The sequence below is a fragment of the Paenibacillus sp. CB74 genome (genome assembly GCF_055687625.1).
The window spans coordinates 4,906,616-4,933,201 of the sequence record NZ_CM146009.1 but is presented as its reverse complement, the minus strand read 5'-3'; the positions used below and the strand labels follow the sequence as shown (position 1 = coordinate 4,933,201).

The following is a 26,586-nucleotide window of genomic DNA, read 5'->3' as shown; positions in this document are numbered from 1 at the left end:
CTAGAGATAAGTTGAGATCGATCTGGAGCATCAAGCAGAGATGTCCGGTATTGAATCGGGGAGGGATATGTTTATGAACACATCAACGTCGGTAAAATGGCTGGAGGAAGCGTGGCAACAGGGAGCTGCCAAAACGATTCGGAATGCAAAGCGGATCAAGGATACATTTCCGCACATTGCCCCGCAAGGGACGTATGACCAGAATGATCCGGAATGGTGGACAGCAGGTTTCTGGCCTGGCCTGTTATGGTTGGTCTATGGGGATGCACCGGAAAGTGAAGCGGTCGCTCCGCTGCATCGCATTGCCGAAAGTTGTGAGCGGCAGCTGGAAGGTTGTCTGCGTGATCCCGAATCGGTGGATCACGATCTGGGGTTCATCTGGCTGCTTAGTGGCGTAGCCAACTACCGCCAGACGGGCAGCACGGATGGACGGCGGCGCGGCATGCTCGCCGCCAATCTGCTCGCTGCCCGGTTCCATGTGCGCGGTGAGTTCATCCGCGCCTGGAACTTCAGCTCGTCAGCAATGGATACGCGCGGCGTAGCCATCATTGACAGCATGATGAACTTGCCGCTGCTCTACTGGGCGTCCGAGCAGAGCGGCGATCCTCGCTTCCGCTGGCTGGCGGAAGCACATGCGGACACCGTGGCGCGCGAATTCATCCGCGCTGACGGGTCCATCTGCCACGTGGTGGAGTTCGATCCACACACGGGGCAGAAGCTGCGTGAGCATGGCGGACAGGGCCATGCTCCAGGTTCCGCCTGGGCGCGGGGCACCGCCTGGGCGCTGCACGGGTTTGCGCTGTCTTTCCGGTATACGGGCGAAGCCCGATATCTGGAGACAGCGGAGCGTGCGGCCGATTTCTTCCTCGCCATGCTTGGCGAAGAGATCGTGCCGGTGTGGGATTTCCGCGCACCTGCGGAGCATCGGGTGGCGTGGGACTCGTCCGCTGCGGCGATTGCCGCAAGCGGGCTTATAGAGCTGGCGAAGCTGTCGCCACGCGGGGAAACCTATGCCGCCGCGGGAGAGCGAATCGTCCGCGGCTTGCATGAGCACTACAGCTCCGGTGACTCGGCAGCGGAAGAAGGGCTGATCATGCAGGGAACGGTGCATTACCCGGAAGGGCGAGGGCTGAATGTGCCGATTATATACGGCGATTATTTCTATATGGAAGCGCTGGCGAAGCTGCGTGGGCGTGAGGGGTTATTTTAAAAAGAGGAATGGAGAACTGAGAATGTTGTAATCCATCATCACCTGTCCGCATAAGGCTGTCTCCAGTACCAGGAACGCTATCCCTTCTATTGGAGACGGAGTATACCCAAGCTTGAGCTTTGAATGGACAATCGAGGTGAGCGGACAGGCGGATGGTGTACATAATTGAAGGAAAACAAATGAATATCTGGCGTATGAATATCTCATTCATACGGGTCCGGTTGGGGTGCAGAATTGCTATGCTCTACTGAAAGAATCACTTTTCACTTCGAAGATGTGCGTCTCAGGATAACAAAGTCGGCAGAAGATTGATCCGGATATCGCTGCGGAATAATCTCATGCACCTTGAAATCCGGGTAGTCGTAGAGATAATGGAACAGATTACGATCCTGGATGGTATCGACCCCGGGGGTGCCGTTTTCTTTCAAACGGGTGTAAAGCACCACCCATGCCGTTGAAGAGTGCAGAATATCATACAGGGTATTACGAAAATCGGTTTCATCCGTGATGTGATATAACACATCCAGACAGACCGTCAGATCGGCTTGCAGAAAACCACGGTTAATCCACAGGCCTGGTGTATATAGCATGAAGCTCTTGGACGGATCTTTGGCAAACTGGGAAGCACAGCGTTTTATCGAAGAAGCGGCGACATCAACGCCCAGGTAGTCCTCATAATTCATGTATTGCAACTGGTTGCCATCCCCGCATCCAAACTCAATGACTCGATGAATACCTTCACGTTGAATCAGTCCATTCACGACTTCGGCCTTGAATTCAGCCAATACTCCGTATGAACCTCTCCCGGAAGTTTCACCTGAGCGATATGTTTTCTCCCAATACCCGATGTAATCAAAAGGTTGAGGCATAGGTTTCCTCCAATTCTGTTAAAAGAAGTTCAAGATAGTCGATATACATAGGTTATGCACGTTAATCGAAGGTATGAACGGTTCAAACCGGAATAGAAGAAGAATTAATTCCCATAGAATTTCCTGAAAATTCCCTGAAAGTCTAAACATCTGGAAAGGACTTGCCGACATTAAACATAAGGAAAAAAATGATGATAATCGGGGGGAAATGATGTTAAAGCCAAGATTGACCAAGTACATGGTTATGATGCTGGTGTTGATGCTGAGTATTTCCAACGTAGGCTTGGCCGCTGCGGCAGATAAAGAACTGTCCAAAATTGTGGTTTCCAAGAATGAGATGTCGCTCGAAGTTGGTGATTCCAGTTCCGTTACGGTAACAGGTGTGTATTCTGATAATACGTCGGCAAACGTAACGATCAGTTCATCCTGGAGTACCAGTGATACTTCGATAGCAACTGTATATAATGGCGCAATTACAGCCAAAAAAGAAGGTACAGCAACGATTACCGCAGCGTACCAGGGCCAGAGTCAGACCGTTCAAGTGAAAGTAACGAAGAAGGTCAAAGCCCTCTCGAAGAACGTACAAAGTCTGGACTTGCGTACGGGAGACACGAAAGAAATTATTTTGACAGCAACGTATAGTGATAATGAAACAAATAATACAGCAGCAAGTACCGCAGAATGGTCTACCAGTGATGAGAAGGTTGCTACCGTTGTGAATGGTAAAGTAACTGGACAAAGCGCGGGTACAGCTGTGATCACAGCCAAAGTTGGCAGCCAAAGCGTGACGGTGGATGTTAACGTTGAAGTGGTTAAACGTGTAGATGTGGATAAACAGCAGGTTAACCTGTTGTTGAACAAAAGTGAAAGTGTAAAAGTGACGGCTACGTATCCGGATGGTACAACCAAAGATGTAACCGATCTGGCGGAATGGACATCCAGCAACGAGAAAGTTGCAGACGTGCTTAAAGGCGAAATTACAGGATACTCGGCAGGTTCTGCGAAGATCACAGCCAAATACGGTACGAAATCCGTATCCGTTGACGTGGATGTAGATCTAACCAGCAAGCTGAGTGTGGAGAAACAAAGTATTTTCTTCCGTTTGAGCGAGACAACCAAAACGGCTAATGTCGTTGTAACGGCTTCTTATCCAAACAGCAGCGACGTGAATGTAACGGATCAAGCGACTTGGACATCCAGCAACGAAAAGGTTGCAACAGTGTTTAAGGGACAGATTACTGCCATTAGCGCAGGTTCAACAACAATCAAGGCAACCTATAGTGGCAAAACTGTAGAAATCGCTGTGGATGTTGATACGGCAAGATATCTGGATATCAAAGATGTAAATGACAAACTCGCCATGAGTGTTACGGGTGATAACAAGTCCAAGACATTGGTAGCCAATGCAGAGTATATTGATGGAAGCACAGAAGTGGTAACGTCCAAAGCAACGTGGACTTCAAGCAATGCCGATGTTGTATATGTATCGAATGGCGATCTGATCGCATACAAATCCGGTACTGCGACGATCACTGTAGCTTATGGCGGTAAAACAGCCAAATTTACAGTAAATGTTGACGTTCCGGACAAGTATGAAATGGATAAGAAAAAAGCATCAGTAGCTGTGGGTGGAACGACCAATGCCAAAGTGCTGGCGATTTACGGTGAGACATCCAAGGATGTATCCGAAGATGCAACCTGGAGCAGCAGCAGCGACAAAATCGCTGAGGTAGATAGCAAAGGGGTTATCACAGGTGTTGCTACAGGTAAAGCAACCATCACAGCGAAGATTGAAGGCAAAACACTGACCATGCCTGTTGAAGTAGGTATGGCTAGTGGACTGGAAGCCGATGTGAACTTCGTCGTATTGTCTGCCAAAGAAACACAGAACATCCTTCTGACAGGAACGGATGAGGACGGCAACACGCTGGATGTTACATCCGAAGCAACCTGGAAATCCAGCAATGCTCGTGTAGCAGATGTGAAAAAAGGCGTGATCACAGGTAACAGCAGTGGTAAAGCCAACATCACAGCAGAATACGGCTCCAAAAAAGTAACGATCCAGGTTGAAGTGGATGTCATCTCACGTATTGAAGCATCAGAGCCAGTTCTTTCCCTGAAATCAGGCGATACAGCTGATCTGACAGTAACTGCTTTCTTGAGCGACGGTAGCGAGCGCGATGTTACGGATAAAGCGGAATGGAAAACGAATAAGTACACGGTTGCTCAAGTAACCAAAGGTAAAGTAAAAGCTACAGGTGCAGGTAAAGCCAAAATCACAGCCAAATACGGCAGCAAGTCTGTCACAATTGCTGTAGATGTGGATACACTGAAATATTTGCAGACGGATAAAGTAACGTTGACCATGAAACCTGGTGAAAAGGTAACTGTGGCGGCAACTGCAACGTATGCCGATGGCAGTGAAGCTAATGTATCCAAACCGGCTCTCTGGAAATCTTCCCGTATTGCAACAGCATCGGTGAAAGATGGTGTTATCCAGGCGAATGGTAAAGGTAAAGCAACGATTACGGTGACATTTGCAGGTGTGAAAACGAAAGTAACCGTAGTGGTTGAAGCGAAGTAATTGTTTTTCCTAATGGGAGTATGAAACGCGCAATATAAAAAACGGTGACCCTGGCTTGATCGCTGGGGTCACCGTTTTTTGTCTATAAACTAGAACATGTCTAACCTGGCTTAAAACCGAAGCTGCCCTGAATGTATCCTGTGCGGGCATGTGCGGTGTTTCCCGAATATGCGAGCAAGCGATGGAGATGCCGCAAAAGATGGACATGCCAGAACAGAGTTTTTCCCGTTTCACTAGGATTTTATCGATTCCAACATGATCCAGTGCATCGTCATGTCGCGTACGATTGAAACAGGGGATGTCTGCGTTAACGAATCTGAGACATCTTATTCAAGGAGTTGGAGCATTTGCAGAAATCTAAGGAATCTGAGACACGCTATATCGGAAAGAACAGTCATTTATATCGCTTTTCTCAGGAGATTTTGGTATATAGCGTGTCTGATGTTCCTTACAATTTAAAAAGAGGATTATAAGAGTAAATAAGATGTCCTCGGTTCCTTAGAAAATGAAAATGGAAATAAACATAGTCTTGCTATTCGCCTAAGTTACCCACTATGTTTCTATAACTACATCGTATGGGACAGCACCAGTGCACCATAGGCAAAAGCGATCACGATTAGAATGGCTGGATGCAGCTTGGTCTTGGTCATGACCCAGAGCGAGATGCCGGCAATGATTAATGTCTGCCAGATGCCGATGGAATCAGTGGATAGCTGCCCGAATTCCCATGTGAGCAGAATCATGAGTACAGCGATAACAGGCTGCACGAGTAAAGTCATACCTTTGACTTTCGGTGACGTGCGGTGTTTGTTCAATAGACGAAGTAATAAAATCAATGCGGTTGCGGAAGGCACGATTGTGGCAAACGTTGCGATAAACGCCCCAAACCAGCCCGCTACGTGATACCCGACGAATGCAGCAATTTTGGTTGCAATCGGGCCGGGAAGGGCGTTACCAATCGCCAACACATCCCCGAATTGCTCTGTGGTCATCCAATGGTAATGGTTCACAATCTCTTCCTGCATTAGTGGAATGGACGCCGGGCCGCCCCCATATCCCAAGATGTTTGCTACGAAAAATCCCCAAAATAATTCCCACCATGTCTGGAGCATCCTCAGGAGACCCCCTTATCGGAATTGCCTTTGGATTTGAAGCGTTGGACCAGATCCAGATGGAAGACACCATATCCAAGGAAAACCGCGATCACAATCCCTGGATGGATGTTCAGCAGCTGTAACGATACAAAGGCAATCACCCCGAATAGGGCGGCAAAAACTTTGCCGAGCCCCTTCCAGGCTTTCATGGCAAATTCATAAGCCATCATGCCCAGCATGACAAAAATAACCGGTCGAACAGCGGCTACCATGCCTGCAACCACTTTTGACTCGCGCAGCGCGTACATGGAACCGAGCAGAGCAATAATGGCAATGCTTGTCGGCAAAATATGAGCGAGTACGGACACAATCGCGCCCAGTACACCTTTGGTTTTATAGCCGAGATATGCGGCCATCTTGGTCGCGATGGGACCCGGCAGGGCGTTGGCGATAGCCAAAATCTCGCCGAACTCCTCATCACTGACCCATTTGTAACGTGTAACGGCTTCGTAACGGATCAACGGAATAACCGAAGGACCGCCGCCGTATCCGAGAATTCCGGTTCGTACCATTCCGATGACGAGACCGTTGTAATCTTTCCAACCCATGCTGATTTCCTCCTAGAGTCTCATGCCCATCCGGCTTTTATAGCGTTTCAACAATAACTGTGATTCCACTTTGACGATACCTGGCATCTTATAGAGCTTCTCCAGCAAGAACTGCTCCATCTCTTCCATATCTGCAAAAATACCATGCATATGTAGGGTACTAGGCCCTGTCATATGATAAAGGCTGGTTACGGCAGGCTCTTCGTCCAGTTTCTCAGCGACTTCATCCAGGAAGGGCGGTTCCACATCGACATTGAAAAAGGCGGAGACCTGGAGCCCAACCTTGCCAGGGTTGATCACCACGGTGAAGCGTTCGATGATTCCTTTTTCGGATAACGCATTAATGCGTGCCTGGACAGCTACACGCGACAACCCGATCTGTGTACCCAAGTCCGTATAGGATATCCGGCTATTCTTGTGAAGTGCGGCGATAATTTTGCGATCCATCTCGTCCAGATTGTACATTTGCGGAATTTCTCCCCCTTTGGAGGAGCGTTTCTCTGACATGTTGACCATCCTTTTCTTTCGCTATATGAAATGAACAATGAAATTTTACTGAACATACAATGTGTATGTGGCATTCATATTTTAATGACGAATCGTAACTGGAGTCAATCTATTTATTATCATTATTGAATTTAACCGATTTTAAGCCTTCATTTTGTCATTTTGACCAATCCCATATAAAAAGGCCACTCGCATAATCTAATGGCGAGCAGCCGGTTAACAGATATAGCTGGAGTGTAACGCTAGGCACGATACGAATCAGGTCCGGTTATCGCTGAGCTGTCTTGGGAAGGAAAAGGGTAACAGTTGTGCCTTCACCAGGCTCGGAAGAAACTCTCAACGTTCCACCTGCACCACGGGCACGCTCTTCCATGCTGAACAACCCAACACCATTGCCAGCGGTTGCTTCGCTGAATCCGGCACCCTGGTCCTCAATAATAACCATCGTCATGTCCTCAGCGTCTTCTACAGTAACACGTGCCTCGGCAACATCGGCATACTTCGCGACATTGGTTAAGGCTTCCTGAATAATCCGGTATATGGCGATCTCCCGGTTCATCTCCAGCCGTTTGCGCAGATTACATTCCAGATCAACTTCAATTCCGTAGTGACGGGTGTAATTCTCAATATACGTACGAATTGCCGGAACAACACCCAGGTCATCCAAAACGGATGGTCTCAGTTCCCATGCCATCCCGCGTACATCTTCCATAATACCCGTGACCTGCTTACGTAGTGCTTCAACTCCGACGTGAGGCTGGTCTGCCAGCAATCGGTCCATCTGAATCACCAGAGAGAAGAGACTCTGTCCAATCCCGTCATGCAGTTCACGCGAGATCCGGCGTCTTTCCTCTTCCTGAATGTTCATGACCTGGGACATCATCTTCTGCAATTCACCTTCCACGGATTTCAGCTTGGTGACCTCGCTACGTACAGCCAGGTATTGATACGGCTCGCCGTCATTATCGAGGAAAGGCACGATGGTGGTGTTGACCCAATAGTAACTGCCATCTCTGGCACGATTGCGAATCTCCCCGTTCCATACCTTGCCTGAGGATATCGTGTCCCATAGGTTTTTCATAAAGGCTTTGCCATGGTATCCGGAATTAATGATTCGATGATCCTTACCGATGAGTTCTTCGCGCTCATACTGCGAGATCTCACAGAATTTATCATTCACATACTGGATCTTCCCCTTGCGGTCTGTTAAGGCCACAATGGAGGACTCATCCAGAGCAAACTTCAGATCACTCAGTTGATGCAGGGAGCCCTTCAACCTGCTGCGAAATTCATTATCGGTAATGTGATTATCGATTTCGTTCAGCAGAAGGCGTACGGGCTGGTCTGCGAGTCCACTTAGTCTGTTCTTGCGTGCACTACTCAAAGTTCAGCAACCCCTTTTTCATGGCGAACTTCACCAGTTCCGGTCGTGTACGCAGGCCAAGTTTCTCCATCAGATTGCTTTTGTGGGATTCGACCGTTTTGACACTGATGATCAGATGTTCGGCGATTTCCTTGTTGGCGTAACCTTTGGCAATCCAGGACAAAATCTCTTTCTCCCGCTCGGATAACGTGTCATATGGGCCGGCGTTTTCCTGTTTGGCTTTGTCTAGGTATTCACTCATCAGCCGTTTGGTCGCACTGGGGTACAGATAGGCGCTACCCTCTGCTACGGAACGAATCGCGGCAAGCAATTCTTCATGCGGCGCACTTTTGAGTATATATCCCGATGCTCCCGCATGGATGGCGCGGAATAGATATTCTTCATCGTCATGCATGGTCAGTATTAGAATGGAGACATCCGGCATCAATTTCTTCAATTCAGCCGTAGCGGTCAGACCGTCTTTGCCTGGCGGCATGCTAAAATCCATCAAGACCACATCCGGTTTTAACTCTTGAGCTTTGGCAATGGCTTCATCACCATCTGCGGCATCCCCAACGATATGTATATCATTCTTTCCTTCAAGTAAAGCAATCAGCCCGGATCGCACGACAACATGGTCGTCTACAACTAATAGTTGAATCACATGATTTCCCCCTGTCCGCTTCCTCAGTTCTATCTATATCATAACAAAAAAAGAAGCCATTCAGAGCTTTAATCTCCGAATAGCTTCTCTCACTCAACGTGTGGGACAGAAACATGAAACCTTAATGTTCTGTTTGGCCGAAACGTTCCTGAATCATATTGGCAATTTCCTCGACCTGTGCCTCCACGGCAAGAGGATCATATGGCCAGAACCGTTCCCCATCCAGCTTGAACACTCGATTGTTCTTCACGGCGTCTAGGGATGACCAGACGGGTGATGTTTCATCGAGCGAACCACCATTGGATAAATCCAGGAAAATATAATCACCGGCATAATCCGCCAGTTTCTCCTCGGATACAGTTACAGTATCTTTATCCTGATCAATCAGTTCCTTTTGTACAATGTCTGGTGCTTTCAGTCCGAGCTGTTGGTAGATGGCTTGCCCACCGCGGTTGACACCATCTCCGTTAACATACCAATCCTTACCAAAAAGACTGAAGTTGGAGAAAGTTGTACCTTCTCTGACCAGCCCTTGAATGGAGTCCTTGGCTGACTTCACTTTTACTTCGAATTGGGACAACCAGTCTGCGGCTTCCTTTTGTTTGTTTAAGATTTCTCCAAAAGCAGTGATTTCCTCGTGCACATTGTCGTATGTACCATAAGGGATGATGAGGGTCGGTGCAATTTTGCGATATTGCTCATTCAGCTTCTCATCTCCACCTACAGTGACGATCAGGTCGGGCTCAAGTGAAAGAATTTTTTCCACTGAACCACCGTCAATACGACCAATGTCTGCTACGCCTTCAACCAGATCAAGCACATAAGGGCTTTCTAGCTCATAATCAGGTGCGCCTACTGGTTTGACGCCAAGTGCGAGAAAATCAGCGAGGTAGCCCTGCGTCACAATCCGCTGCGGGTTCGCTGGGATTTCAACGTCTCCATTAGCGGTGGATATGACCTGCATTTCTGAGGCGCTGTCTGCCGGTTGCTCTTCTGTAGCTGCAGTCGAGGAAGGTTTGTTTTCTGTCGTTTCTGCGGCTTGGCCTGAGCAGCCAATAATTCCAATCACCAGTACCAGGAACATAAGCCCAGTCCACCATTTTGATTTAACCCCTGTCATTCTGCTTCTCCCCAATCAATAATGATTATCTTTCTCAATAAAACCTCCTTAGTATCGTAGCTTTTGGATACAAGTATCGTCCATCTCAAAATGTGACCTCTTGAGCATGGACAATGGTTACCTATTCTTTTCACCATTCTCCCGAATCAGGATATCTACCATAAGCTGAAGTTGCTTTTCCAGAGCCAGCGCATCATTACACCAGAATTGTTCCAGCTTGAGAGGATATATCCGGCTCTTTCCGTTATTCATAATCTTGTTCCAGTGTGGTCGTTCCCTGAGTTTGACTTCTGCATCATGATAGAGACCGCCTTCATGTGAGGAAAGCACGAGAAACATATGGTCTGCTGCATATTCCGTCAATTGATCTTCCTGAATAAACTGATGATTGTTAGGTACCAGAACGTCATGCAGGATACTGGGAGGAGGTGTAAGATTGAGTCCGTAATATACGTTGTATGCCGCTCTGGCCGTTGCATTCCAGATACAGATTGTGCCATCTTCCCAGAGTTCATATAATCCAAACGTTTCATCAGGCCCGATCACAGCCTCAAGTCGTTCAGCTTCACTGCTGACCAGTGAGGTGTAGTGCTCTATCCAGTCTGCGGCAGCCTGCTCCCGACCTATGATTCGCCCGATGAGTTGAACGGTCTCCAGTCGATTTAACTTGTCCCATGGCAGGACCATAACTGGAGCAATCTGTTCCAGTTGTTCGAGCTTATGGGGCAAATAGTATAGATAATCCGGCGCGATGATCAGATCAGGTGGTTCATTTCGGAGGATTTCTTCCACAACATATTCATCCAAATCCAGTACATCATGCAACTCGTCTTGGATTAACGGTGACATAGCCCAGGGTAGGAATGAAGCGGCAATGGGTTGAACGCCTAAGGCTAACAGATCTCCTGTGTACTGTACGGTAGCTATTCGTCTTGCGCGGGGCTGTAGTCGGTATTCACTTGGACTCATCCCGGTAAACTGCTTAAATTTTCGACTTAAGTATAAACCGTCGGAGTATCCCACAAGCAGCGCAATTTCATTTAAGGTGGCCTGCGTGGACAACAGGTATTGCTTCGTCTTGTCCATACGAACTCGGGTCAAGTGAGCCTGAAAGCTTCGTCCAACCTGTTTTTGAAAGAACCTGGAGAAGTAGCTCGCATTAAACCCGGTTAATCTGGCGAGTTCTTCACGGGTGAGATGACTGTCATAGTGATGATTCATGTAGCGAAGTGCTTCACGAATTATACTGTCTACCATTTCTGTAGAAGGTTTAATCGCCAGCTTGAATAATTCAAGCAATTCACTCAGCAGATAATGGGATCTGGCTTCTTCGGTCTGGACACTTCCTGCCCGGTTTTCGGAAAGTTCCTGGATGATTGCCAGCATTCGCAGAACCTGTGGACTTGCTCCGGTCTTCGAACCATGTGAGGGCAAGTTCGCTGATGAAAGCTGATAAACACGCTTGTCAGGACTCTCTTCCGTTAATTCATAATCCTGGAAACCGATATGATACAGGGTGAAGGCAGAAGGCGGGGTATGTATCAGCTCCAGGGAGCACTGGGAATGTAGAAAAAGTAACTGTCCTTTATGTAAAACACCGTGCTCATTACCATATCTATAGTCCACCGTCGCTGTGCAGGTAACCAAGGAAGGCGTTTTTATGGAAATGGTACTGTTGTGCTGTGTGGGTTCCCATGGCATAACACTGGCATTTGTCAGTACAAACATATCTGTGGCCTCCTTAGCTGTATATTCTATCTATGAATATATGGATGTATGGACTCGATTATATCAATCTGTGTAAGTGACGTCGATGTATACAGATGAGCGAAGACAGGTGAACAGACTAAGGCTTGCTCCGCTGTGAATAACTATAATAAAAAAAGCCTTGATACTCCCCTAAGGAAATAACAAGACTTCTTCTATATTAAAGACAGATGTTGTTATCCAAACACCTTCGGCTGAAGACGCAGAGCGACCTGCTCAGTCTGCAGGACCATGTTCGGTGAAAAGGTGCAAGGCAGTCTGCTGCCAACGAGCAGCACGGCACCAGGCACGCTTCCTTCCTGGAACACGGGGACTGCTATGGCACTTACCAGTCGCTCAGCAAGCATTAACGGGCAACGACCGGGTGTATGCTCCCCGGGGGACTGTGCATCAGATCGGGCTGTGCGTCCAGTTCGCAGGGCTGTGCCTACCAGATCTTGTCCGGGGCGCATCTCCATGCGTTTCACCCGTTCATTACTGGACCCAGATGTAACCTTCCAGCGTAGCATCGTCCCGTTCAGACAGGCAAGTCCACAGAAGTCACTGGATGTGCTCAGGCGCAGGCCATCGATCATCTCCTGAATACCAGATGGCAGTTCATTATGCATGAGGGGACACTTCCTTTTTTTTCGGAATATAACGTACATAACGGTGTAATTATTATCATTAACCTTCGAACAGGATCATCTTAAAGTAAGGGTATTACGATGGTAGTTCTATTGTAGACCCATTCTCGGTCATTGTAATTCAGGGAAAACCCCTATTTCCGTTCCGTAATCTACTGAACTTGGGCAGTAGAGGGCTCCTGAACCAGGTACATCAAGGGATTGGAAGAATGCGAAGGATGAGGCATATCGGTGAAATGTGACTTTTCTCACAGCAAATTCAGGGAGTTTCTTGTCAATGATCAGGTAATCCCCCGATAACCCTGAGGCTACTTTCGCGATATGATGTATACATAAGGAATCACCGAGGGGGACGAAGGTTATGGGTACAGTATTTGTAGAAAGAACAACCCAGAGAACAGCGCAGAAACAAACGGAGGCGGGCAAAATGACACGAGAAACAGGCGGAATCCTTTCGTTCGTTACATCTGAGCAATGGGACCTGATTGAAGCAAAAATGCAACCCAAACGGGTGAAGTCGGGGTATAGTCTCTTTCTCGAAGGCGATGAAGCCGGATATCTGTACTACATTCGTTCGGGACGAGTAAAAATGACCAAGTCGACGGAGGATGGCAAGGAAATTATTTTATCCATTCAGCAAAGCGGCGATCTCATCGGTGAATTTGGCGGTATCGGTGGATTGAATCATAGCTATAGTGCAGAGATGGCGGAAAAAGGGGAACTGGCCATTATCTCGCTTAGCGATCTGGAAAGTATACTCAGCAAACATGGCGACCTTGCCTTGAAATTTTTGCAATGGATGGCATTGTCGCAGCGGATTACCCAGTCGAGATTCCGTGATCTGCTACTCTACGGCAAGGCGGGGGCGCTCGCTTCGACACTGATCCGTGCCAGCAATTCGTATGGCCGGATTACGCCGGACGGTATAGTGCTCGACATGAAGCTGAACCATACCGACCTTGCCGAGATGATTGGAGCAACCCGGGAGAGCGTAACGCGGATGCTTGGGGCATGGAAGGAACAAGGAACGCTGGATATGATGGATGGCAAACTGATGATTCGGGATCTGGCAGCCCTGCGCTGCATGTGCGGATGTCCCACATTTCCAAGCTGCCCGGTTGAGCTGTGCCGATTGTAAGGTAAATCGTTCCGGGGGAATCCGAGGTAAGGAAAGGATCATCAGTTGCATCCCGGAGGAACAATTGTGATTTGGTTCCAAATGAAGCTTCACCTCCACTGGCGATTGGGGTCGTTACGGAGAAAAAAAAGAAAAGCTGGCGTCCCATATATGGGAGTCAGCTTTTTGTGTTTCCGTGAAATTGTTCATGTGCCATATTCACTGGCGAGTACCGAATAGATCAACGAGTCATGAAAGGAACCTTTGTAGTACCAATGCTCCCGTAATAGCCCCTCACGCTGCATACCGATTTTCTTCATAACATTCTCCGAAGCCGTGTTGTGTGGGCGACACTTGGCGTAAATCCGGTGGATGCCGAGTTCGTTGAAACCGAAGCCTAGTATAGCGCTGGCTGCTTCGGTCGCATAACCTTTCCCTTGGTAAGTGGGATTAAGGACGTAACCAATCTCTGCATTGGTTTTCTCCATCACGTGAATACCTACTCCGCCAAGAAGAGTCCCGTCACTTTTCAAACATATCGCCAGCTCATAACCTTCTCGTGGTTGTGTCTGCTGCATGTCCAACACAAACTGCACGTACTCTCGCGTATCTTCTTCTGTATTCGGTCCCCACGCCGTATGCTGAGTGACTTCTGTCATGGATGTGTAGCTATGTATACTTTCCCAGTCTGTCTCCAGAATATCCCTGATGATGAGTCGTTCGGTCTCCAATTGCATCGTTGTCCACTTCCTTCATATTTGAATAACTTACTGTACATTGTACAACAAAAAATAGCCCATAACAGATTCAACGAATGAATCGGTCATGAGCCATAATGTAGATCTATGATATATGGAATGCTATTGTGGTTGTTTACATTGAACTGCGGGATAAGTATAAGCCAGCTTGCGGATAATTTCCTTTTGCCATCTCGTATCACCCAGATTGGTTGCCAGGTTCAGAAGATCCAAATAATCGTCAAGCTGCAGATCAGCCTTTTGCAGAGTTGTATTCATTCGATGTTCGTTCCCCTTTATCTATAAAATCGTAAAATCATATGCAGTAGAAAGTTACATGGAGACAAGTTCAATAATGATAATCATTATCACGTTTATATACTCATTATGCAATGAACGCTGGCAAAATGCAATATCAAGTCAGCAACGAAGTTAACTTTTTTCTGAAAATAGGCTCCTCCACATCACATAGGGAATGTACACACCGAGATATGCAGACGGATACAGGAACCAGCCATTCATCAGGAATTGATGAATTTCGGTGGTGAACGTGGTCATATGAGCATTCGTTGCATACACATCACCAGCGATGACAGTTGCGGCACTGTAGAAGCAGAGCAGCGCAAGGATATGAAATAGCCTCGTAACCATTCGGGAACGAAGAGCAACATAAGCCATAATTAGCGGGATAACTAACAAGAGCACCAAAAATATCAACTTCATCATTGTTTTACTCCTTTGGAAAGTGGAATTCTAATGCTAATCAGTATGGGCAAATGGATACCATCTCAAAACTTTTTCAATAATTTTACAAAAAGATAGAGGAATTCAGCATATGAACAATTAAATTAAAGGAGGATAACCCATTATCAGGTAATTTGGAGGAGGAGAAAGGGAATATGAAGAAGGCGTTATGGCAGCATTGGATCGGGGCATTCCTGGTCTTTATCATGATGGCAACCGCACTGCTGGGGCCGGGTTCGCAAAGTCCGGTACAAGCTGCAGCACCCCTTACGGTATCTCAGGCCATCGCTGCCCAGAGCGGTGGAGGAACAGCGACGGTTGAAGGAATCATTGTTGGACATGCTACCGGGTCACTTACCGCAAAGTTTACATCTCCGTATGCCAATGATTTTAATGTTCTGATTGCCGATTCAGCGTCAGAGCGAACCAACGCCAGATTATTGGATGTGCAGATTCCCGCTTCTTTCCGTTCGCAATATGGACTGGCTACCAATCCTAATCTTGTAGGCAAAAAGATCATCGTCACCGGAACCCTCGGAGCCTACAACAGCTATGCAGGAGTCAAAAACCCAACGTCCATTGCATTTTCCTCCGGAACAACGAACCCTGATCCAGAACCGAACCCAGGCACAACATTACCGGATGGTACCGGCAAAAAAGTATTGTTCGATAATACCCATGCCCAGACAGCAGGTGCTGCCGACTGGATTATTGACGGGGCATTTTCGGATTTTGCCAATGGTTTGCGCAACGCAGGCTTTGTCGTGAATCAGCTGGAACGCAGCATTCCGTATACATTCGGTGAGCAAGCCATCACCTATAATAAATTGAAAGATTACGACGTCTTTGTCATTGGCGAAGCCAACGTGCCGTTCAAAGCGACAGAGCAGGCTGCGCTGGTGCAGTATGTGCAGAACGGAGGAAGTGTTTTCTTCATCTCCGACCACTATAATGCAGACCGTAACAAAAACCGCTGGGATTCTTCCGAAGTATTCAACGGCTATCGCCGCGGTGCCTTCCTGAATCCGGCCAAAGGCATGTCTTCGGCTGAAGCAGAATCACCAGCGATGCAGAGTGTGACGAGTTCAGATTGGCTGGCGACGAATTTTGGTGTACGTTTCCGCTACAATGCCCTTGGAGATGTAAATGCATCGGATATCGTTGCACCTGCTCAATCCTTCGGTATTACGGCTGGTGTTAATGCTGTAGCCATGCATGCGGGATCCACCGTTGCAATTATCGACCCTAACAAGGCCAAAGGTTTGGTGTATGTACCAAGTGGTGTGTCCAAGTGGGGCAATGCTGTCGATCAGGGCGTATATAACGGGGGTGGACGAGCTGAAGGGGCCTATGCCGCCATTGCCAAGGTTGGTGCGGGCAAAGCTGCATTTATTGGCGACTCATCACCTGTGGAAGACGCTACTCCGAAATATTTGCGTGAAGAGACCGGTGCGACCAAGAAGACCTATGATGGATTCAAAGAAGTGGACGATGCAACGTTCCTTGTGAATACCGTAAAATGGCTGGCGGTCAAAGAGAGTTATACCAGTCTGGCACAAGTGCCAGGTCTGACATTGGATACGGCAACAAGCCTGCTCTCCATGGAAGCTCCGGCTGCATCAACCGAGCCACAACTTGAGCCATGGGCTGCACCTGCGGCGGGATACAAATGGTATGATCCGACTACATTTAAGGCAGGTTCATACGGAAAAGCACAATAAGTGATATAGACATCAAATCATCATGCCGAATAGGGCCTGACCGTGAAAGTTTGTTCGCGGACAGGCTCTTTTTTGCTTGTTATGCCAGATGCATTCACGACCATGATCAGCTCTTACCGCCTTGTCATTGTATATATACTTGCTCCTGGGGGGAAGGTATGGGTATTCAGGATGTGTGCGAGGCATTAATCGAATTAAAGGAGGAGGCGACGTATGATGAAACGGCAAGCAGACTGTGACAGTTCCTCGATGAGACAGAAGCTCAAAGCGGATCTCCATCGTGTAGCAGAACGAATGAATCTGACGTTATCCCGGTTTGACAATGACAGTGCCTGTCTGCTGGGGCAATTTGCAGAGATTCGAGCGGAAATCAAGCAGATTGAGGTGCTCGCCTCTTCGTTTTATCTGGATTGTTATCTGTCGCCCTTTACCGAGAAGTTTGCCGAATTAACTTCGAGCGTACAACATCTATCTGATCGGAGATATGGGGCGTTGATTGTGATCGAACGTGAGATTCCGTTGGAGTCGATCATTCATTCAGGCGTGGCCGTGGATGCCAGAGTGACACATGCGCTGTTGGAATCCTTGTTCATTCCCGGTGCACCATTGCATGACGGGGCCGTATTGATTCGTGGCAATCAGATTGTATCCGCTGGTAATGTGCTGCCGTTGTCGCAAGCGGAAGTGCATGAACGAAAAATAGGCACTCGACATCGGGCTGCACTGGGACTCAGTGAATTGACGGATGCGGTTGTACTGGTTGTCTCTGAGGAGACGGGACAGGCTTCATTCGCGGTGGATGGAGATCTGCATCCGATAAATGTGGTTGAGACGTTATCCTAAATTTGAACGATCAAGTGGCCTACTTGGGGCGATTAAGATGATGCTGTTGAGGGAAGTGTGCCTTTCTCCTGTAAGAGAGAGAGGTTTTTCTATTGATAGATGATAAAATTATAATCTGAAATTCGACAGCTTTGCTCTCGCCATATGAGAAACATCGATCGGTGCTTCTCTAACATTGCGATGTGATTTTGCACAAACTGGGTATTCATGGGTACAATAGAGGATGGTCGATGAATAGAGAACAATGCGATTGAATCGCAAAAATGGTTGGAGGAGACGGTTAGCACATGAGTTGGTTTGAAGCAATGGAGCATCACGATTATGAGGAACTGGTTCTGTGCCAGGATCGAAATTCAGGGTTAAAAGCAATTATCGCCATACACGACACAACACTCGGCCCTGCGTTGGGAGGCACACGGATGTGGACTTACGCTTCGGAAGAAGCAGCCATTGAAGATGCGCTGCGCCTTGCCCGTGGTATGACATATAAGAATGCAGTATCCGGCCTGAATCTGGGCGGCGGCAAAACCGTTATTATCGGAGATCCAAGGCGTGACAAAAACGAAGCGATGTTTCGTGCGTTTGGACGATATATTCAAGGGTTGAACGGACGTTATATCACGGCCGAAGATGTGGGAACAACGGAAGAGGACATGAACCTGATCTATCAGGAAACCGATTATGTGACAGGCATCTCGGCAAGTTATGGTTCATCCGGTAATCCATCACCAGCAACCGCTTGGGGTGTATATCGGGGGATCAAGGCAGCAGCCAAAGAAGCATTTGGCACCGATCTGCTGGAGGGTAAGACGATAGCGGTTCAAGGTGTCGGCAATGTGGCGATGCATCTGTGCAAATATCTGTATGAGGAAGGTGCACATCTGATCGTTACGGATATCCATAAGGACGCGGTGAAACAGGCGGTGGATCGCTTCGGCGCAACAGCTGTTGATCCCGCGGATATCACGAGTGTGGATTGCGATATCTATGCACCATGTGCACTGGGCGGCACGATTAATGACGATACGCTTAAGACGCTCAAGGCGAAGGTTGTAGCGGGATGCGCCAACAATCAGCTTCTGGAGACCCGTCATGGGGATCAGTTGTATGACATGGGCATCGTATACGCGCCTGACTATGTTATCAATGCAGGTGGCGTAATTAACATTGCAGATGAGCTGAATGGTTATAATGCGGATCGGGCGTGGAGCAAGATCGGAGAGATCTATGCCACTCTGGAGAAAATATTCGAAAGCTCACGTACCGAGGGCATCGCTACCTATGTTGCTGCAGATCGTCTGGCTGAGCGACGGATCGAACAGATGAAGAATACACGCAGTACATTTTTGCAGAATGGCCACCACGCGCTGAGTTCCCGGAGATTGCGCAAGTAAACGGTATTGAATCTTTATTAAATCTGTAAACGGTCTGTTAGATAACGGCAACGTCCATTTCTAAGATGGATCGTGTCGTTCTAACAGGCCATTTTTTATGTTGTTATCAGATATAAAAAAATGAAAAACAGTGGCAATATCTCCCTAATAGATCAATTCCACTATGCATTTTTCCGATAATGTATATACATCGTTTAGATGCAGATGGTTCAGGGAAGTGGGGAGAAGTGAAAATGGGGAAAAGACAAGGGGTAGCGCACAGGCTTAAAAATGTGTCGCTTAAAATCAAGCTGCCGATCATGATCAGTGTATTGGTCGTTTTGGTACTGCTCGGTGCAACGACCACAAGTTATATGATTTCATCTGATGTTGTGGTCAGGAAGAGCAAGGATGAGATTAATGTAATGGCTGACCGCCTTGGGGAAGGGCTTTGGACAGCGATGCAGCTTCAGCAACAGATGAGTCATGCGATGTCCGTACATAGTACGTTTAAAGAACTCTTGAAGTTGCGTGATACAAACGAAATGACAGATGAGACTTTTTTCACAGATGAGAATCCATATTTCAACAGAGCGAATACAATTCTCACCGAGAGTATATCTGACACAATAGGCACCAAGCCGGATCTGTTCGTGTTTGACAAGGAAGGAACCATTGTGGCAGGAACCATGCCGGATGTCATTGGACAGCCACGAGGAGACCGTGAATATTTCAAGGAGTCCATACAGGGGAAATCCTTCATCAGTGATGCCATCGTGTCGAAGAATAGCAAGAAGCTGATAATTGCATTCTCGGAGCCTGTCATGGATGAAGAGGGTAATATTCTGGGTGTGTTCGCCATGTCGGTGGACAGCAACTTTTTCCTGGGGCAACTGGGGGACATCCAGATCAATGGTCAAGGCAGAGTTGAAGTATTGAGCCGAAGCGGCATCATTATGTATGATTCACTGGACCCTTCCATTGTGGGACAAACGTTGGAAGAGGACAAGGAAGCCACCGAACTTATGGAAGACAGAGCCACCGACAAAGTGAAAATCACTTCAATGGATCGAGATAATATCTATTATCGTATCAATCAGATCCCTGGTGCAGATCTCTCCGTAGTCATTATTGATGATTATGATGATATCAAACGCCCATTAGAGGATATGCAGCGCCAGATGATTATCGTGACATTGATCGGAGTTGCTCTGGCGATTGGCGTGGGATTGCTAATTTCTCGTAGTATTACGAGACCCATCATTCGTCTGATCGGGCTGTTCAAACAGCTTGCTCAAGGGAATCTCACCGTTAAGGCCAATGGCAGATATAACAGTGAATTCAAGGATCTGGCGGAGAGCTTTAATGGCATGGTCGAGCAGAACAGGAACCTGATTACCGATATGAATAATTCGATTCATGTGCTCCAGGCCAGCACTCAGGAATTGGAGGAGACATCCAAACAGACGGCAAGATCCATTGATGAGACATCGGCAACGTCCATGGGCATTGCCAAGGCGATGGAGGCCCAATCGGAAGATACCGAGCAGATTGCAGGCAAGTTCAACAGCTTTGGCGATAAAGTGGCTGCCATGAACAGCAGTGCGCAGGATGTGAAAGCAAGAGCGGATGAGATCGAATCGGTTTTCCACAACGGGAATGAAGTCGTCAATGAATTGATGCGTATTAATGAGGTCAACGAGCGGGAAGTGGAGAAAATCTCGGAGATTACGGTCAAACTTCAAACGAGTTCGGGCAGTATTAGTCAGATCACGGAAGCGATCAGCCAGATCGCGAAGCAGACCAATCTGCTTGCATTGAATGCTTCAATTGAAGCATCACGGGCTGGGGAGCATGGCAGAGGATTTGCGGTTGTGGCCGAGGAGATCCGCAATCTGGCAGAGCAGAGTTCCCGCCAGTCCAAGGAAATCTCCAGCATTATCGAGCAGAATCTGGCCGATGTCGCCGAGAACAACCATAGTGTTGCCGAAATTCACACCATCTCGTCCAGACAGGATGAGCTTGTTTTGCAGACTCGTCAGGCGTTTGATGTGATTCTGGAGAAAGTAATGGTCATTAATCAACAGATCGCCACGATGGCAGGACAGATGCAGGAGATGTTGCAGAATAAGGATGACGTACTGGAGTCAGCACATAGCTTGTCGGCTTCGGGAGAGCAAGTATCTGCTTCGGTTGAAGAGGTAACAGCAACCATGATGGAGCAGTCCGCGACAGTGCAGCAGTTGGCAAACATGGTCGATACAATCGATCAATTGACACAAAAGCTGGCCGAATCGGCTGCAAGATTCAAGGTGGAGTAAGCGTTAATTGTATGTGATCTAGAGGGGAAAAGTAACGACGAGGATGTCCCATAAGTCATGAATATGACGAGGGACATCCTCATTTAGTTTGATTTTTGTTTTAATGAACCTGACACACGCTATTCGCTCCCATTTGCCCAGATCTGAGAACTAACGAATCACAGAGACGCTATTTCGTCGATTCATTGGTTTTTTTAGGTTTGGAAGCCCTAGTATGACGAAATAGCGTTAGTGAGGTTCGTTAAATCTTGCAATCGTTGATGATTTGCCTTTTAAGGTGCGGTAGGTTCGTTAGCACTTGGAGCGAGGCGGTATTCCTTCTGAGACAGCCCCTTTTGCAACCAGCCCCCCTGTATCCATCTAAGTAATGCATAATAAGGACAATGCTCCGTGTGATGTGTTGGGGTATAGTCCGCATCTATCAAAACGTAATGCACTTCTGATTGAGCAGCTTCATGAATTGATCCAGCGCACTGCTGACATAACGATCCTCACCGCGGACAAAGGTTGTTGTGGTATGAGTATAACGATCTGCGAGATCAAATACGGAGAAATCATCCGGTTTCTTGTGAATAACGCTGCACGGCATAATGGTAAAAGCAATGCCTGATTCCACACAGCTGAGCAGGTTTTCCATCGTACTCACTTCGATGATATTGCGTGCGGACAACCCTTCTTCCTGCAGGAATTCTTCGGTCATTTCACGATACGGACAGCCTTCGGGGAAAACGACCCACGATACCTGGCACAGGCTCTCAGGTGGTGCGTCTGTCTTTTTGGAGATGATATGAACCGTGTCCTGCATCTCGTATTCCACTTTCAGACCTTCCTTCACACAAGCCCCGCTGATAAAAGCACCATCAATCTCATAGTCCTGTATTTTCTTGCGCAGTACTTTGGGTGAAGTGGCGTTAACGAGTGAGATGGATACCTCCGGGTAGGTTACTTGATATTCATTCAGAATCTCCATAAAGCGGCTGGATGCCGCAGTTTCCACAATGCCGATTTTTAGCGTGCCAGAAGGTTCTCCGGGATCGGTCATATCCTGCTTCAGATCGTGCAAAAGGTTATGAATGCGAGAGGCGTACTGGACGAACTGTTCTCCTTTGGAGGTCAGTACAACACCTTTGGGAAATCGGTTGAACAACTGGATTTGATATTCCTGCTCCAGTTTTTTGATGCGTGTCGTGACATTGGATTGCGCGTAATTCAGTTCTTTAGCGGCCTGTGAGATTTTGCCTGAACGTGCCACCGCGAGAACAATATCGATATCAGAAAGTTCCATGCTGTATCCTCCTGAGTGTGGATTAACTTACATTGCTTCCGCAGATATTCATGTTAGGTATCTCTCTGAGAGATACAACTATATATTACAATCATTTTACGATATATCAGAGCAGCCGTACAATATCCCTAATGACAAAGAGAGTAGGGATATGACATGGATAAGATGAATACACGTACAACACTATTAAGCCCGGTGACAATTCATCAATGGAAGTTAAGAAACCGAATGGTGATGGCACCGTTGACCCGGGGATTTGCTGATGACCATAAGGGGACGGTGACGGATGAGATGGTGGCATATTATGAGCAGCGTGCGCGAGATGGCGTGGGACTGATCATTACCGAGGGTATTAACCCGGATCTGGCAGGCAAAGGAACCTATGGCATCCCCGGCTTATATACAGATGAACAGACGACTTCTTGGAAAAGGGTAACGGATGCTGTTCACAGACATGGCGGCACCATTATTGCTCAGCTGTGGCATGTCGGCAGATTGTCCCATTCTGATCTGATCGGAACCGCTCCACTGGCACCTTCCAGCCTTGCGGCAGAGGGAAGAGTGCATAAGCTGCATAAGCCGTATCAGATTCCCCAAGCGATGAGCGCACAGGATATAGCGGATACGATTCAGCATTTTCAGACGGCAGCACGCCATGCGGTTCTTGCAGGGTTTGACGGAATCGAGCTGCATGCTGCGCATGGGTATCTGATCGACCAGTTTATCAATGAGAAGACCAACCACAGAACAGACGAATATGGAGGCGACACTGCGGACAGATTACGGTTCCTTCGAGATATTATTGTGGCTGTAAAAAAAGAGATCAGTGTGGATCGCATATCGGTTCGATTCTCCGAGAAAAAGGATGATGATGCATCCTATGCATGGGCAGACAAAGCTGCAATGATAAATGCATATCTGAAGTTGTTCCGCGAGACGGGAATTTCGATATTGCATCCCTCGACAGATCATTATGCAAAAGCATGGGACGGTGGGCAATCCTTTCACGAGCGGATTCGAAGTCAGTGGGATGGCATCATCATTGGTGTGGGGAATTTGGATGTTCAAACCGCAGAGCACGCGATTGGTAAGGGAAGCATAGATTTGGCTGCGTTCGGCAGACCATTTATCTCCAACCCTGATCTGGTGCAGAAATTGAATGCTGGTGAGCCATTGGTGGAGTATGATGCAGCTAAGCATCTGCCCGTGTTGGTGTAAAAGGGAAAAACCGATTCAAAGAAAAATCAAAAAAAGAATGAACGCTACTGACATACTGTTGGCAAGAGCGGGCTTGTATGATCAAGATATAAACAATCCCATATCTAAAGGAGAATAACATTATGTCAGCAATTGGACCCGATTTCATTTCACTTCAAGTGAGCAATCTTGAGAGCTCTGCCGAATTCTATCAAAACTATCTCGGACTGGTACGCTCACAGGCGGGACCACCTCATGCGGTGGTCTTTGATACCAAGCCTATTACATTTGCTCTTCGTGACCTATTGCCAGGAACCGAACTCCGTTCAGGTACTCAGCCAGGACTTGGTATCGCCCTGTGGCTTCATGCCCCGGATACGCAAGACATTCACGACAAGCTTGCTGCGGCAGGCGTTAAGATTACATCTGCACCCATAGATGGACCATTCGGGCGAACTTTTACATTTGCCGACCCAGACGGGTACCAAGTTACCCTTCACAGTAAAGCCTAATACGCAGATGTATCCATCTTAATCACAGTGATACCTTGCTCTGTCACAGAGAGCCAAGTGTTGATTACAAAATAAAGGGCAGCACTGATCCTTAGGATCAGTCTGCCCTTATTTGGTCGTTCGAATTAAACGATACATTCATTTCTATTCGTTGCTGACGACTACAGCTTTCTTTTCCGTAAAGTAATACACCAAAGCGAGCAGCGGCATGATCAGGCCAATCAGCGTTGTGAGACTCCAGCCTCCGTTAGCATAAGACCAGCTTCCAAGAGATGAACCAATCGCACCGCCAACAAAAAAGATCGACATGAATATGCCATTCACACGCCCTCTCGCTTCACTTCCTAAGGAGTAGATAATGCGTTGACCCAGCACCAGATTTCCCGAGACAGCCATATCCAATGTAATTGCCACGATCACAAGCAGGATTAGTGCAAACGTGGAGTGGCTCTGGAATACATAAGCCAGACCAAACGAAGCCGCAGCGATGATCATGGCAGCCCCCGTGAGAATACGCGTTAGTCCGCGATCTGCCAATCTCCCGGCAATGGGAGCGGCAATAGCACCTCCGACACCAGCCAGGGCGAACCAGGCAATGCCTTGCTGTGACATGCCGAAATCGTTCGCGAGTCTGAGTGGAACCGTCGTCCAGAATAAGCTGAAAGCACCAAACAGACTGGCTTGATAGAACGCCCGACGGCGTAACAGAGGCATCGTTCTGAACAGTGTGCCCAACGACACGATTAATTGACCGTATTTCAAGGTGGGTTCAGGTTGGCGAGCAGGAAGAGCACGGGATAGGAGCAACATGAGAAGTGTTATGACAATGGCGGAGAATACAAAGACCGTCTGCCATCCGAAGAGGCTGGTGATAAAGCTTGCGACAGGACGGGCCAGCATGATGCCCAGCAGCAGACCACTCATGACATTGCCGACAACCCGTCCGCGTTGTTCCTCGGAAGTAAGATATGTCGCATAGGGTACCAGAATCTGAGCGACCACAGAACCTATACCAATGAACAGAGAGGCAGTCAGAAATACAACAGCCGTGGGCGAGAAAGCCGCAGCAATCAGGGCAACAACCAGTACGATGAGGAAAAGAACGACCAGGCGTCGGTTCTCAATAATGTCACTGAGCGGCACGATGAATAACAAACCAATAACATAACCAATCTGAGTCAACGTTACGATCAATCCGGCAACGGCAGAAGAAAGGCCCGTGGTCATGCTAATCGGTCCGATAACGGTCTGAGCATAATACAGGTTTGCCACGATCAATCCACAAGCGGATGCCAGCAAAAAAATAATCCAGGCAGGTACAGGTGCCTTCTTCACTTGTTGTCTCATATCCATCTTAATCATCCTCCACAGATTTCATATTCGTATTGAAAATTCGATATTCCAGATAGATCAACGGGTGCTGTTTAAAATGTTAATTACTAAACGTTGTGTTCACTAATTAAAACATATAATAAACTAAACGTTTAGTATTGTAAATAGACTAAACATATTTTAATGAAAATTTAAATGAGGATATAAAAATGAGCGAAGAGTGAATTGTGTGTACGCAATGCATTTTAGTATAATGAACGTATCGTATTTATGAATATTATTGATGATAAAATATATTTTTTGCATCCAGGAGGGCTCAAGATGACTGCCAAAAGAGGACGTCCACGTAATATGGAAACCCAGAATGCCATTCTTAACGCATCCTATGAGTTGTTGTTGGAGCACGGATTCGGGGCTGTTACGATTGAGAAGATTGCTGAGCGCGCACAAGTGAGCAAAGCCACGATCTACAAATGGTGGCCGAGCAAAGGCGCTGTCATCATGGACGGATATATGTCTGCCGCAACGGCAAGATTACCCGTACCGGATACAGGCTCGGTATTGGAAGATATACGCATACATGCGAGTAATCTGGTTCGTTTTTTGACCAGTCGGGAAGGAAAAGTGATTACACAGATTATCGGAGAAGGGCAATCGGATGAAGGGCTTGCCGAAGAATACCGCACAAGATACATCCAGCCACGTCGGCGTGAAGCTCGAGGAATCTTGGAGAAGGGCGTGGAGCGCGGCGAATTGAAGAGTGGGATAGACATTGGAATGTATATTGACCTGATCTATGGGCCGGTGTTCTATCGCATGTTAGTGACCGGTGAAGCGATGGATGATGCGTTTGTAGATGTACTGCTCCGTTCATTGTTTGAAGGTATTCAGTCCAATAAGTAGAAGAAGAGCGGTGATACAACTGGGAGGATGAGGGAAGAGGGTGATTCTTAGGAATCACCCTGGAAGGGATCACATGTGGCATATTGTAC

At 47.6% G+C, this 26,586-nt stretch carries 24 protein-coding genes; 10 read left to right on the top strand and 14 right to left on the bottom strand.

Features of this window, described 5'->3' with window-relative positions; translation table 11 throughout:
• The first annotated feature begins 73 nt into the window (after positions 1–73).
• Entirely contained in the window at positions 74–1,210 is a 1,137-nt protein-coding gene (locus tag ACX9NY_RS21730) for a glycoside hydrolase family 88 protein (protein WP_472475021.1), read from the top strand.
• 263 nt (positions 1,211–1,473) lie between these two features.
• Here ACX9NY_RS21730 and ACX9NY_RS21725 read toward each other — a convergent pair whose 3' ends face one another.
• Positions 1,474–2,079, bottom strand: a complete 606-nt coding sequence (locus tag ACX9NY_RS21725; RefSeq protein WP_472475019.1) for a methyltransferase — start codon at positions 2,077–2,079, stop codon at positions 1,474–1,476.
• A gap of 208 nt (positions 2,080–2,287) precedes the next feature.
• Between ACX9NY_RS21725 and ACX9NY_RS21720 the strand changes: the two genes are divergently transcribed.
• On the top strand, positions 2,288–4,663 hold the full coding sequence (locus ACX9NY_RS21720; protein WP_472475017.1) for an Ig-like domain-containing protein: 2,376 nt from the start codon (positions 2,288–2,290) through the stop codon (positions 4,661–4,663).
• A 566-nt stretch (positions 4,664–5,229) separates the two neighbouring features.
• On the opposite strand, the gene ACX9NY_RS21715 is transcribed toward ACX9NY_RS21720, so the two are convergent.
• The 8 genes from ACX9NY_RS21715 to ACX9NY_RS21680 form a co-directional block, all read right to left on the bottom strand.
• Positions 5,230–5,775: a chromate transporter gene (locus ACX9NY_RS21715; protein ID WP_339239185.1), complete on the bottom strand. Its 546-nt coding sequence runs from the start codon at positions 5,773–5,775 to the stop codon at positions 5,230–5,232.
• Between the two features lie 2 nt (positions 5,776–5,777).
• The gene (locus tag ACX9NY_RS21710) at positions 5,778–6,365 is read right to left on the bottom strand and encodes a chromate transporter (protein ID WP_307540492.1); all 588 of its coding nucleotides are present in this window, start codon (positions 6,363–6,365) and stop codon (positions 5,778–5,780) included.
• Between the two features lie 12 nt (positions 6,366–6,377).
• Entirely contained in the window at positions 6,378–6,872 is a 495-nt protein-coding gene (locus ACX9NY_RS21705; RefSeq protein ID WP_062837151.1) for an Lrp/AsnC family transcriptional regulator, read from the bottom strand.
• 268 nt (positions 6,873–7,140) lie between these two features.
• Positions 7,141–8,256, bottom strand: coding sequence for a PAS domain-containing sensor histidine kinase (locus ACX9NY_RS21700; protein ID WP_472475014.1), 1,116 nt, complete (start codon positions 8,254–8,256; stop codon positions 7,141–7,143).
• The gene (locus tag ACX9NY_RS21695) at positions 8,249–8,899 is read right to left on the bottom strand and encodes a response regulator (protein ID WP_017691068.1); all 651 of its coding nucleotides are present in this window, start codon (positions 8,897–8,899) and stop codon (positions 8,249–8,251) included. Before ACX9NY_RS21695 ends, ACX9NY_RS21700 begins: the two co-directional genes overlap by 8 nt.
• A gap of 121 nt (positions 8,900–9,020) precedes the next feature.
• A complete protein-coding gene (locus ACX9NY_RS21690; protein ID WP_472475012.1) occupies positions 9,021–10,019 on the bottom strand; it encodes an ABC transporter substrate-binding protein in 999 nt (332 codons plus the stop codon).
• 117 nt (positions 10,020–10,136) lie between these two features.
• Entirely contained in the window at positions 10,137–11,747 is a 1,611-nt protein-coding gene (locus tag ACX9NY_RS21685) for a helix-turn-helix domain-containing protein (protein WP_472475010.1), read from the bottom strand.
• Between the two features lie 215 nt (positions 11,748–11,962).
• Entirely contained in the window at positions 11,963–12,394 is a 432-nt protein-coding gene (locus ACX9NY_RS21680; protein ID WP_472475008.1) for a GAF domain-containing protein, read from the bottom strand.
• Positions 12,395–12,773: 379 nt separating this feature from the next.
• Between ACX9NY_RS21680 and ACX9NY_RS21675 the strand changes: the two genes are divergently transcribed.
• Positions 12,774–13,550, top strand: coding sequence for a Crp/Fnr family transcriptional regulator (locus ACX9NY_RS21675; protein ID WP_339239189.1), 777 nt, complete (start codon positions 12,774–12,776; stop codon positions 13,548–13,550).
• 185 nt (positions 13,551–13,735) lie between these two features.
• Here the strand turns inward: ACX9NY_RS21675 and ACX9NY_RS21670 are convergent, their stop codons facing one another.
• The 3 genes from ACX9NY_RS21670 to ACX9NY_RS21660 form a co-directional block, all read right to left on the bottom strand.
• Positions 13,736–14,266 carry a GNAT family N-acetyltransferase gene (locus ACX9NY_RS21670; RefSeq protein ID WP_472475005.1) on the bottom strand — a complete coding sequence of 177 codons (531 nt, stop codon included), beginning with the start codon at positions 14,264–14,266 and terminating at the stop codon, positions 13,736–13,738.
• Positions 14,267–14,389: 123 nt separating this feature from the next.
• Complete coding sequence (locus ACX9NY_RS21665) at positions 14,390–14,545, bottom strand: hypothetical protein (RefSeq protein ID WP_017691064.1); 156 nt, start codon at positions 14,543–14,545, stop codon at positions 14,390–14,392.
• Positions 14,546–14,698: 153 nt separating this feature from the next.
• Complete coding sequence (locus ACX9NY_RS21660; RefSeq protein ID WP_339239191.1) at positions 14,699–14,992, bottom strand: hypothetical protein; 294 nt, start codon at positions 14,990–14,992, stop codon at positions 14,699–14,701.
• A 224-nt stretch (positions 14,993–15,216) separates the two neighbouring features.
• Here ACX9NY_RS21660 and ACX9NY_RS21655 point away from each other — a divergent pair, with 224 nt between their 5' ends.
• From ACX9NY_RS21655 to ACX9NY_RS21640, 4 genes are all read left to right on the top strand, one after another.
• Positions 15,217–16,731, top strand: a complete 1,515-nt coding sequence (locus tag ACX9NY_RS21655) for a DUF6359 domain-containing protein (RefSeq protein WP_339261281.1) — start codon at positions 15,217–15,219, stop codon at positions 16,729–16,731.
• A gap of 213 nt (positions 16,732–16,944) precedes the next feature.
• On the top strand, positions 16,945–17,574 hold the full coding sequence (gene cdaS / locus ACX9NY_RS21650) for a sporulation-specific diadenylate cyclase CdaS (protein ID WP_339258459.1): 630 nt from the start codon (positions 16,945–16,947) through the stop codon (positions 17,572–17,574).
• Between the two features lie 287 nt (positions 17,575–17,861).
• Positions 17,862–18,968 (top strand): Glu/Leu/Phe/Val family dehydrogenase, encoded by a 1,107-nt coding sequence (locus ACX9NY_RS21645; protein WP_339258462.1) that lies wholly within the window; start codon positions 17,862–17,864, stop codon positions 18,966–18,968.
• A gap of 233 nt (positions 18,969–19,201) precedes the next feature.
• The gene (locus ACX9NY_RS21640) at positions 19,202–21,268 is read left to right on the top strand and encodes a methyl-accepting chemotaxis protein (protein ID WP_472475002.1); all 2,067 of its coding nucleotides are present in this window, start codon (positions 19,202–19,204) and stop codon (positions 21,266–21,268) included.
• 421 nt (positions 21,269–21,689) lie between these two features.
• Here ACX9NY_RS21640 and ACX9NY_RS21635 read toward each other — a convergent pair whose 3' ends face one another.
• Positions 21,690–22,553, bottom strand: coding sequence for a LysR family transcriptional regulator (locus ACX9NY_RS21635; protein ID WP_472475000.1), 864 nt, complete (start codon positions 22,551–22,553; stop codon positions 21,690–21,692).
• Positions 22,554–22,709: 156 nt separating this feature from the next.
• Between ACX9NY_RS21635 and ACX9NY_RS21630 the strand changes: the two genes are divergently transcribed.
• Entirely contained in the window at positions 22,710–23,771 is a 1,062-nt protein-coding gene (locus ACX9NY_RS21630) for an oxidoreductase (RefSeq protein ID WP_472474998.1), read from the top strand.
• 122 nt (positions 23,772–23,893) lie between these two features.
• Positions 23,894–24,262, top strand: coding sequence for a VOC family protein (locus ACX9NY_RS21625; protein WP_342571655.1), 369 nt, complete (start codon positions 23,894–23,896; stop codon positions 24,260–24,262).
• 144 nt (positions 24,263–24,406) lie between these two features.
• Here ACX9NY_RS21625 and ACX9NY_RS21620 read toward each other — a convergent pair whose 3' ends face one another.
• Positions 24,407–25,615 (bottom strand): MFS transporter, encoded by a 1,209-nt coding sequence (locus ACX9NY_RS21620; protein ID WP_472474996.1) that lies wholly within the window; start codon positions 25,613–25,615, stop codon positions 24,407–24,409.
• A gap of 300 nt (positions 25,616–25,915) precedes the next feature.
• On the opposite strand from ACX9NY_RS21620, the gene ACX9NY_RS21615 reads away from it, so the two are divergent.
• Positions 25,916–26,497 carry a TetR/AcrR family transcriptional regulator gene (locus tag ACX9NY_RS21615; RefSeq protein ID WP_339258468.1) on the top strand — a complete coding sequence of 194 codons (582 nt, stop codon included), beginning with the start codon at positions 25,916–25,918 and terminating at the stop codon, positions 26,495–26,497.
• Positions 26,498–26,586 lie beyond the last annotated feature (89 nt).

Excerpts from the sequence above, each read along its gene's own strand:
- ACX9NY_RS21725 (WP_472475019.1), bottom strand. The coding sequence starts at position 2,079 with ATGCCTCAACCTTTTGATTACATCGGGTATTGGGAGAAAACATATCGC.
- ACX9NY_RS21705 (WP_062837151.1), bottom strand. The coding sequence starts at position 6,872 with ATGTCAGAGAAACGCTCCTCCAAAGGGGGAGAAATTCCGCAAATGTAC.
- ACX9NY_RS21665 (WP_017691064.1), bottom strand. The coding sequence starts at position 14,545 with ATGAATACAACTCTGCAAAAGGCTGATCTGCAGCTTGACGATTATTTG.
- ACX9NY_RS21670 (WP_472475005.1), bottom strand. The coding sequence starts at position 14,266 with ATGCAATTGGAGACCGAACGACTCATCATCAGGGATATTCTGGAGACA.
- cdaS (WP_339258459.1), top strand. The coding sequence starts at position 16,945 with ATGATGAAACGGCAAGCAGACTGTGACAGTTCCTCGATGAGACAGAAG.
- ACX9NY_RS21635 (WP_472475000.1), bottom strand. The coding sequence starts at position 22,553 with ATGGAACTTTCTGATATCGATATTGTTCTCGCGGTGGCACGTTCAGGC.
- ACX9NY_RS21645 (WP_339258462.1), top strand. The coding sequence starts at position 17,862 with ATGAGTTGGTTTGAAGCAATGGAGCATCACGATTATGAGGAACTGGTT.
- ACX9NY_RS21640 (WP_472475002.1), top strand. The coding sequence starts at position 19,202 with ATGGGGAAAAGACAAGGGGTAGCGCACAGGCTTAAAAATGTGTCGCTT.
- ACX9NY_RS21685 (WP_472475010.1), bottom strand. The coding sequence starts at position 11,747 with ATGTTTGTACTGACAAATGCCAGTGTTATGCCATGGGAACCCACACAG.
- ACX9NY_RS21715 (WP_339239185.1), bottom strand. The coding sequence starts at position 5,775 with ATGCTCCAGACATGGTGGGAATTATTTTGGGGATTTTTCGTAGCAAAC.
- ACX9NY_RS21690 (WP_472475012.1), bottom strand. The coding sequence starts at position 10,019 with ATGACAGGGGTTAAATCAAAATGGTGGACTGGGCTTATGTTCCTGGTA.
- ACX9NY_RS21710 (WP_307540492.1), bottom strand. The coding sequence starts at position 6,365 with ATGGGTTGGAAAGATTACAACGGTCTCGTCATCGGAATGGTACGAACC.
- ACX9NY_RS21620 (WP_472474996.1), bottom strand. The coding sequence starts at position 25,615 with ATGGATATGAGACAACAAGTGAAGAAGGCACCTGTACCTGCCTGGATT.
- ACX9NY_RS21675 (WP_339239189.1), top strand. The coding sequence starts at position 12,774 with ATGGGTACAGTATTTGTAGAAAGAACAACCCAGAGAACAGCGCAGAAA.
- ACX9NY_RS21655 (WP_339261281.1), top strand. The coding sequence starts at position 15,217 with ATGATGGCAACCGCACTGCTGGGGCCGGGTTCGCAAAGTCCGGTACAA.
- ACX9NY_RS21630 (WP_472474998.1), top strand. The coding sequence starts at position 22,710 with ATGGATAAGATGAATACACGTACAACACTATTAAGCCCGGTGACAATT.
- ACX9NY_RS21720 (WP_472475017.1), top strand. The coding sequence starts at position 2,288 with ATGATGTTAAAGCCAAGATTGACCAAGTACATGGTTATGATGCTGGTG.
- ACX9NY_RS21625 (WP_342571655.1), top strand. The coding sequence starts at position 23,894 with ATGTCAGCAATTGGACCCGATTTCATTTCACTTCAAGTGAGCAATCTT.
- ACX9NY_RS21660 (WP_339239191.1), bottom strand. The coding sequence starts at position 14,992 with ATGATGAAGTTGATATTTTTGGTGCTCTTGTTAGTTATCCCGCTAATT.
- ACX9NY_RS21680 (WP_472475008.1), bottom strand. The coding sequence starts at position 12,394 with ATGCATAATGAACTGCCATCTGGTATTCAGGAGATGATCGATGGCCTG.
- ACX9NY_RS21615 (WP_339258468.1), top strand. The coding sequence starts at position 25,916 with ATGACTGCCAAAAGAGGACGTCCACGTAATATGGAAACCCAGAATGCC.
- ACX9NY_RS21730 (WP_472475021.1), top strand. The coding sequence starts at position 74 with ATGAACACATCAACGTCGGTAAAATGGCTGGAGGAAGCGTGGCAACAG.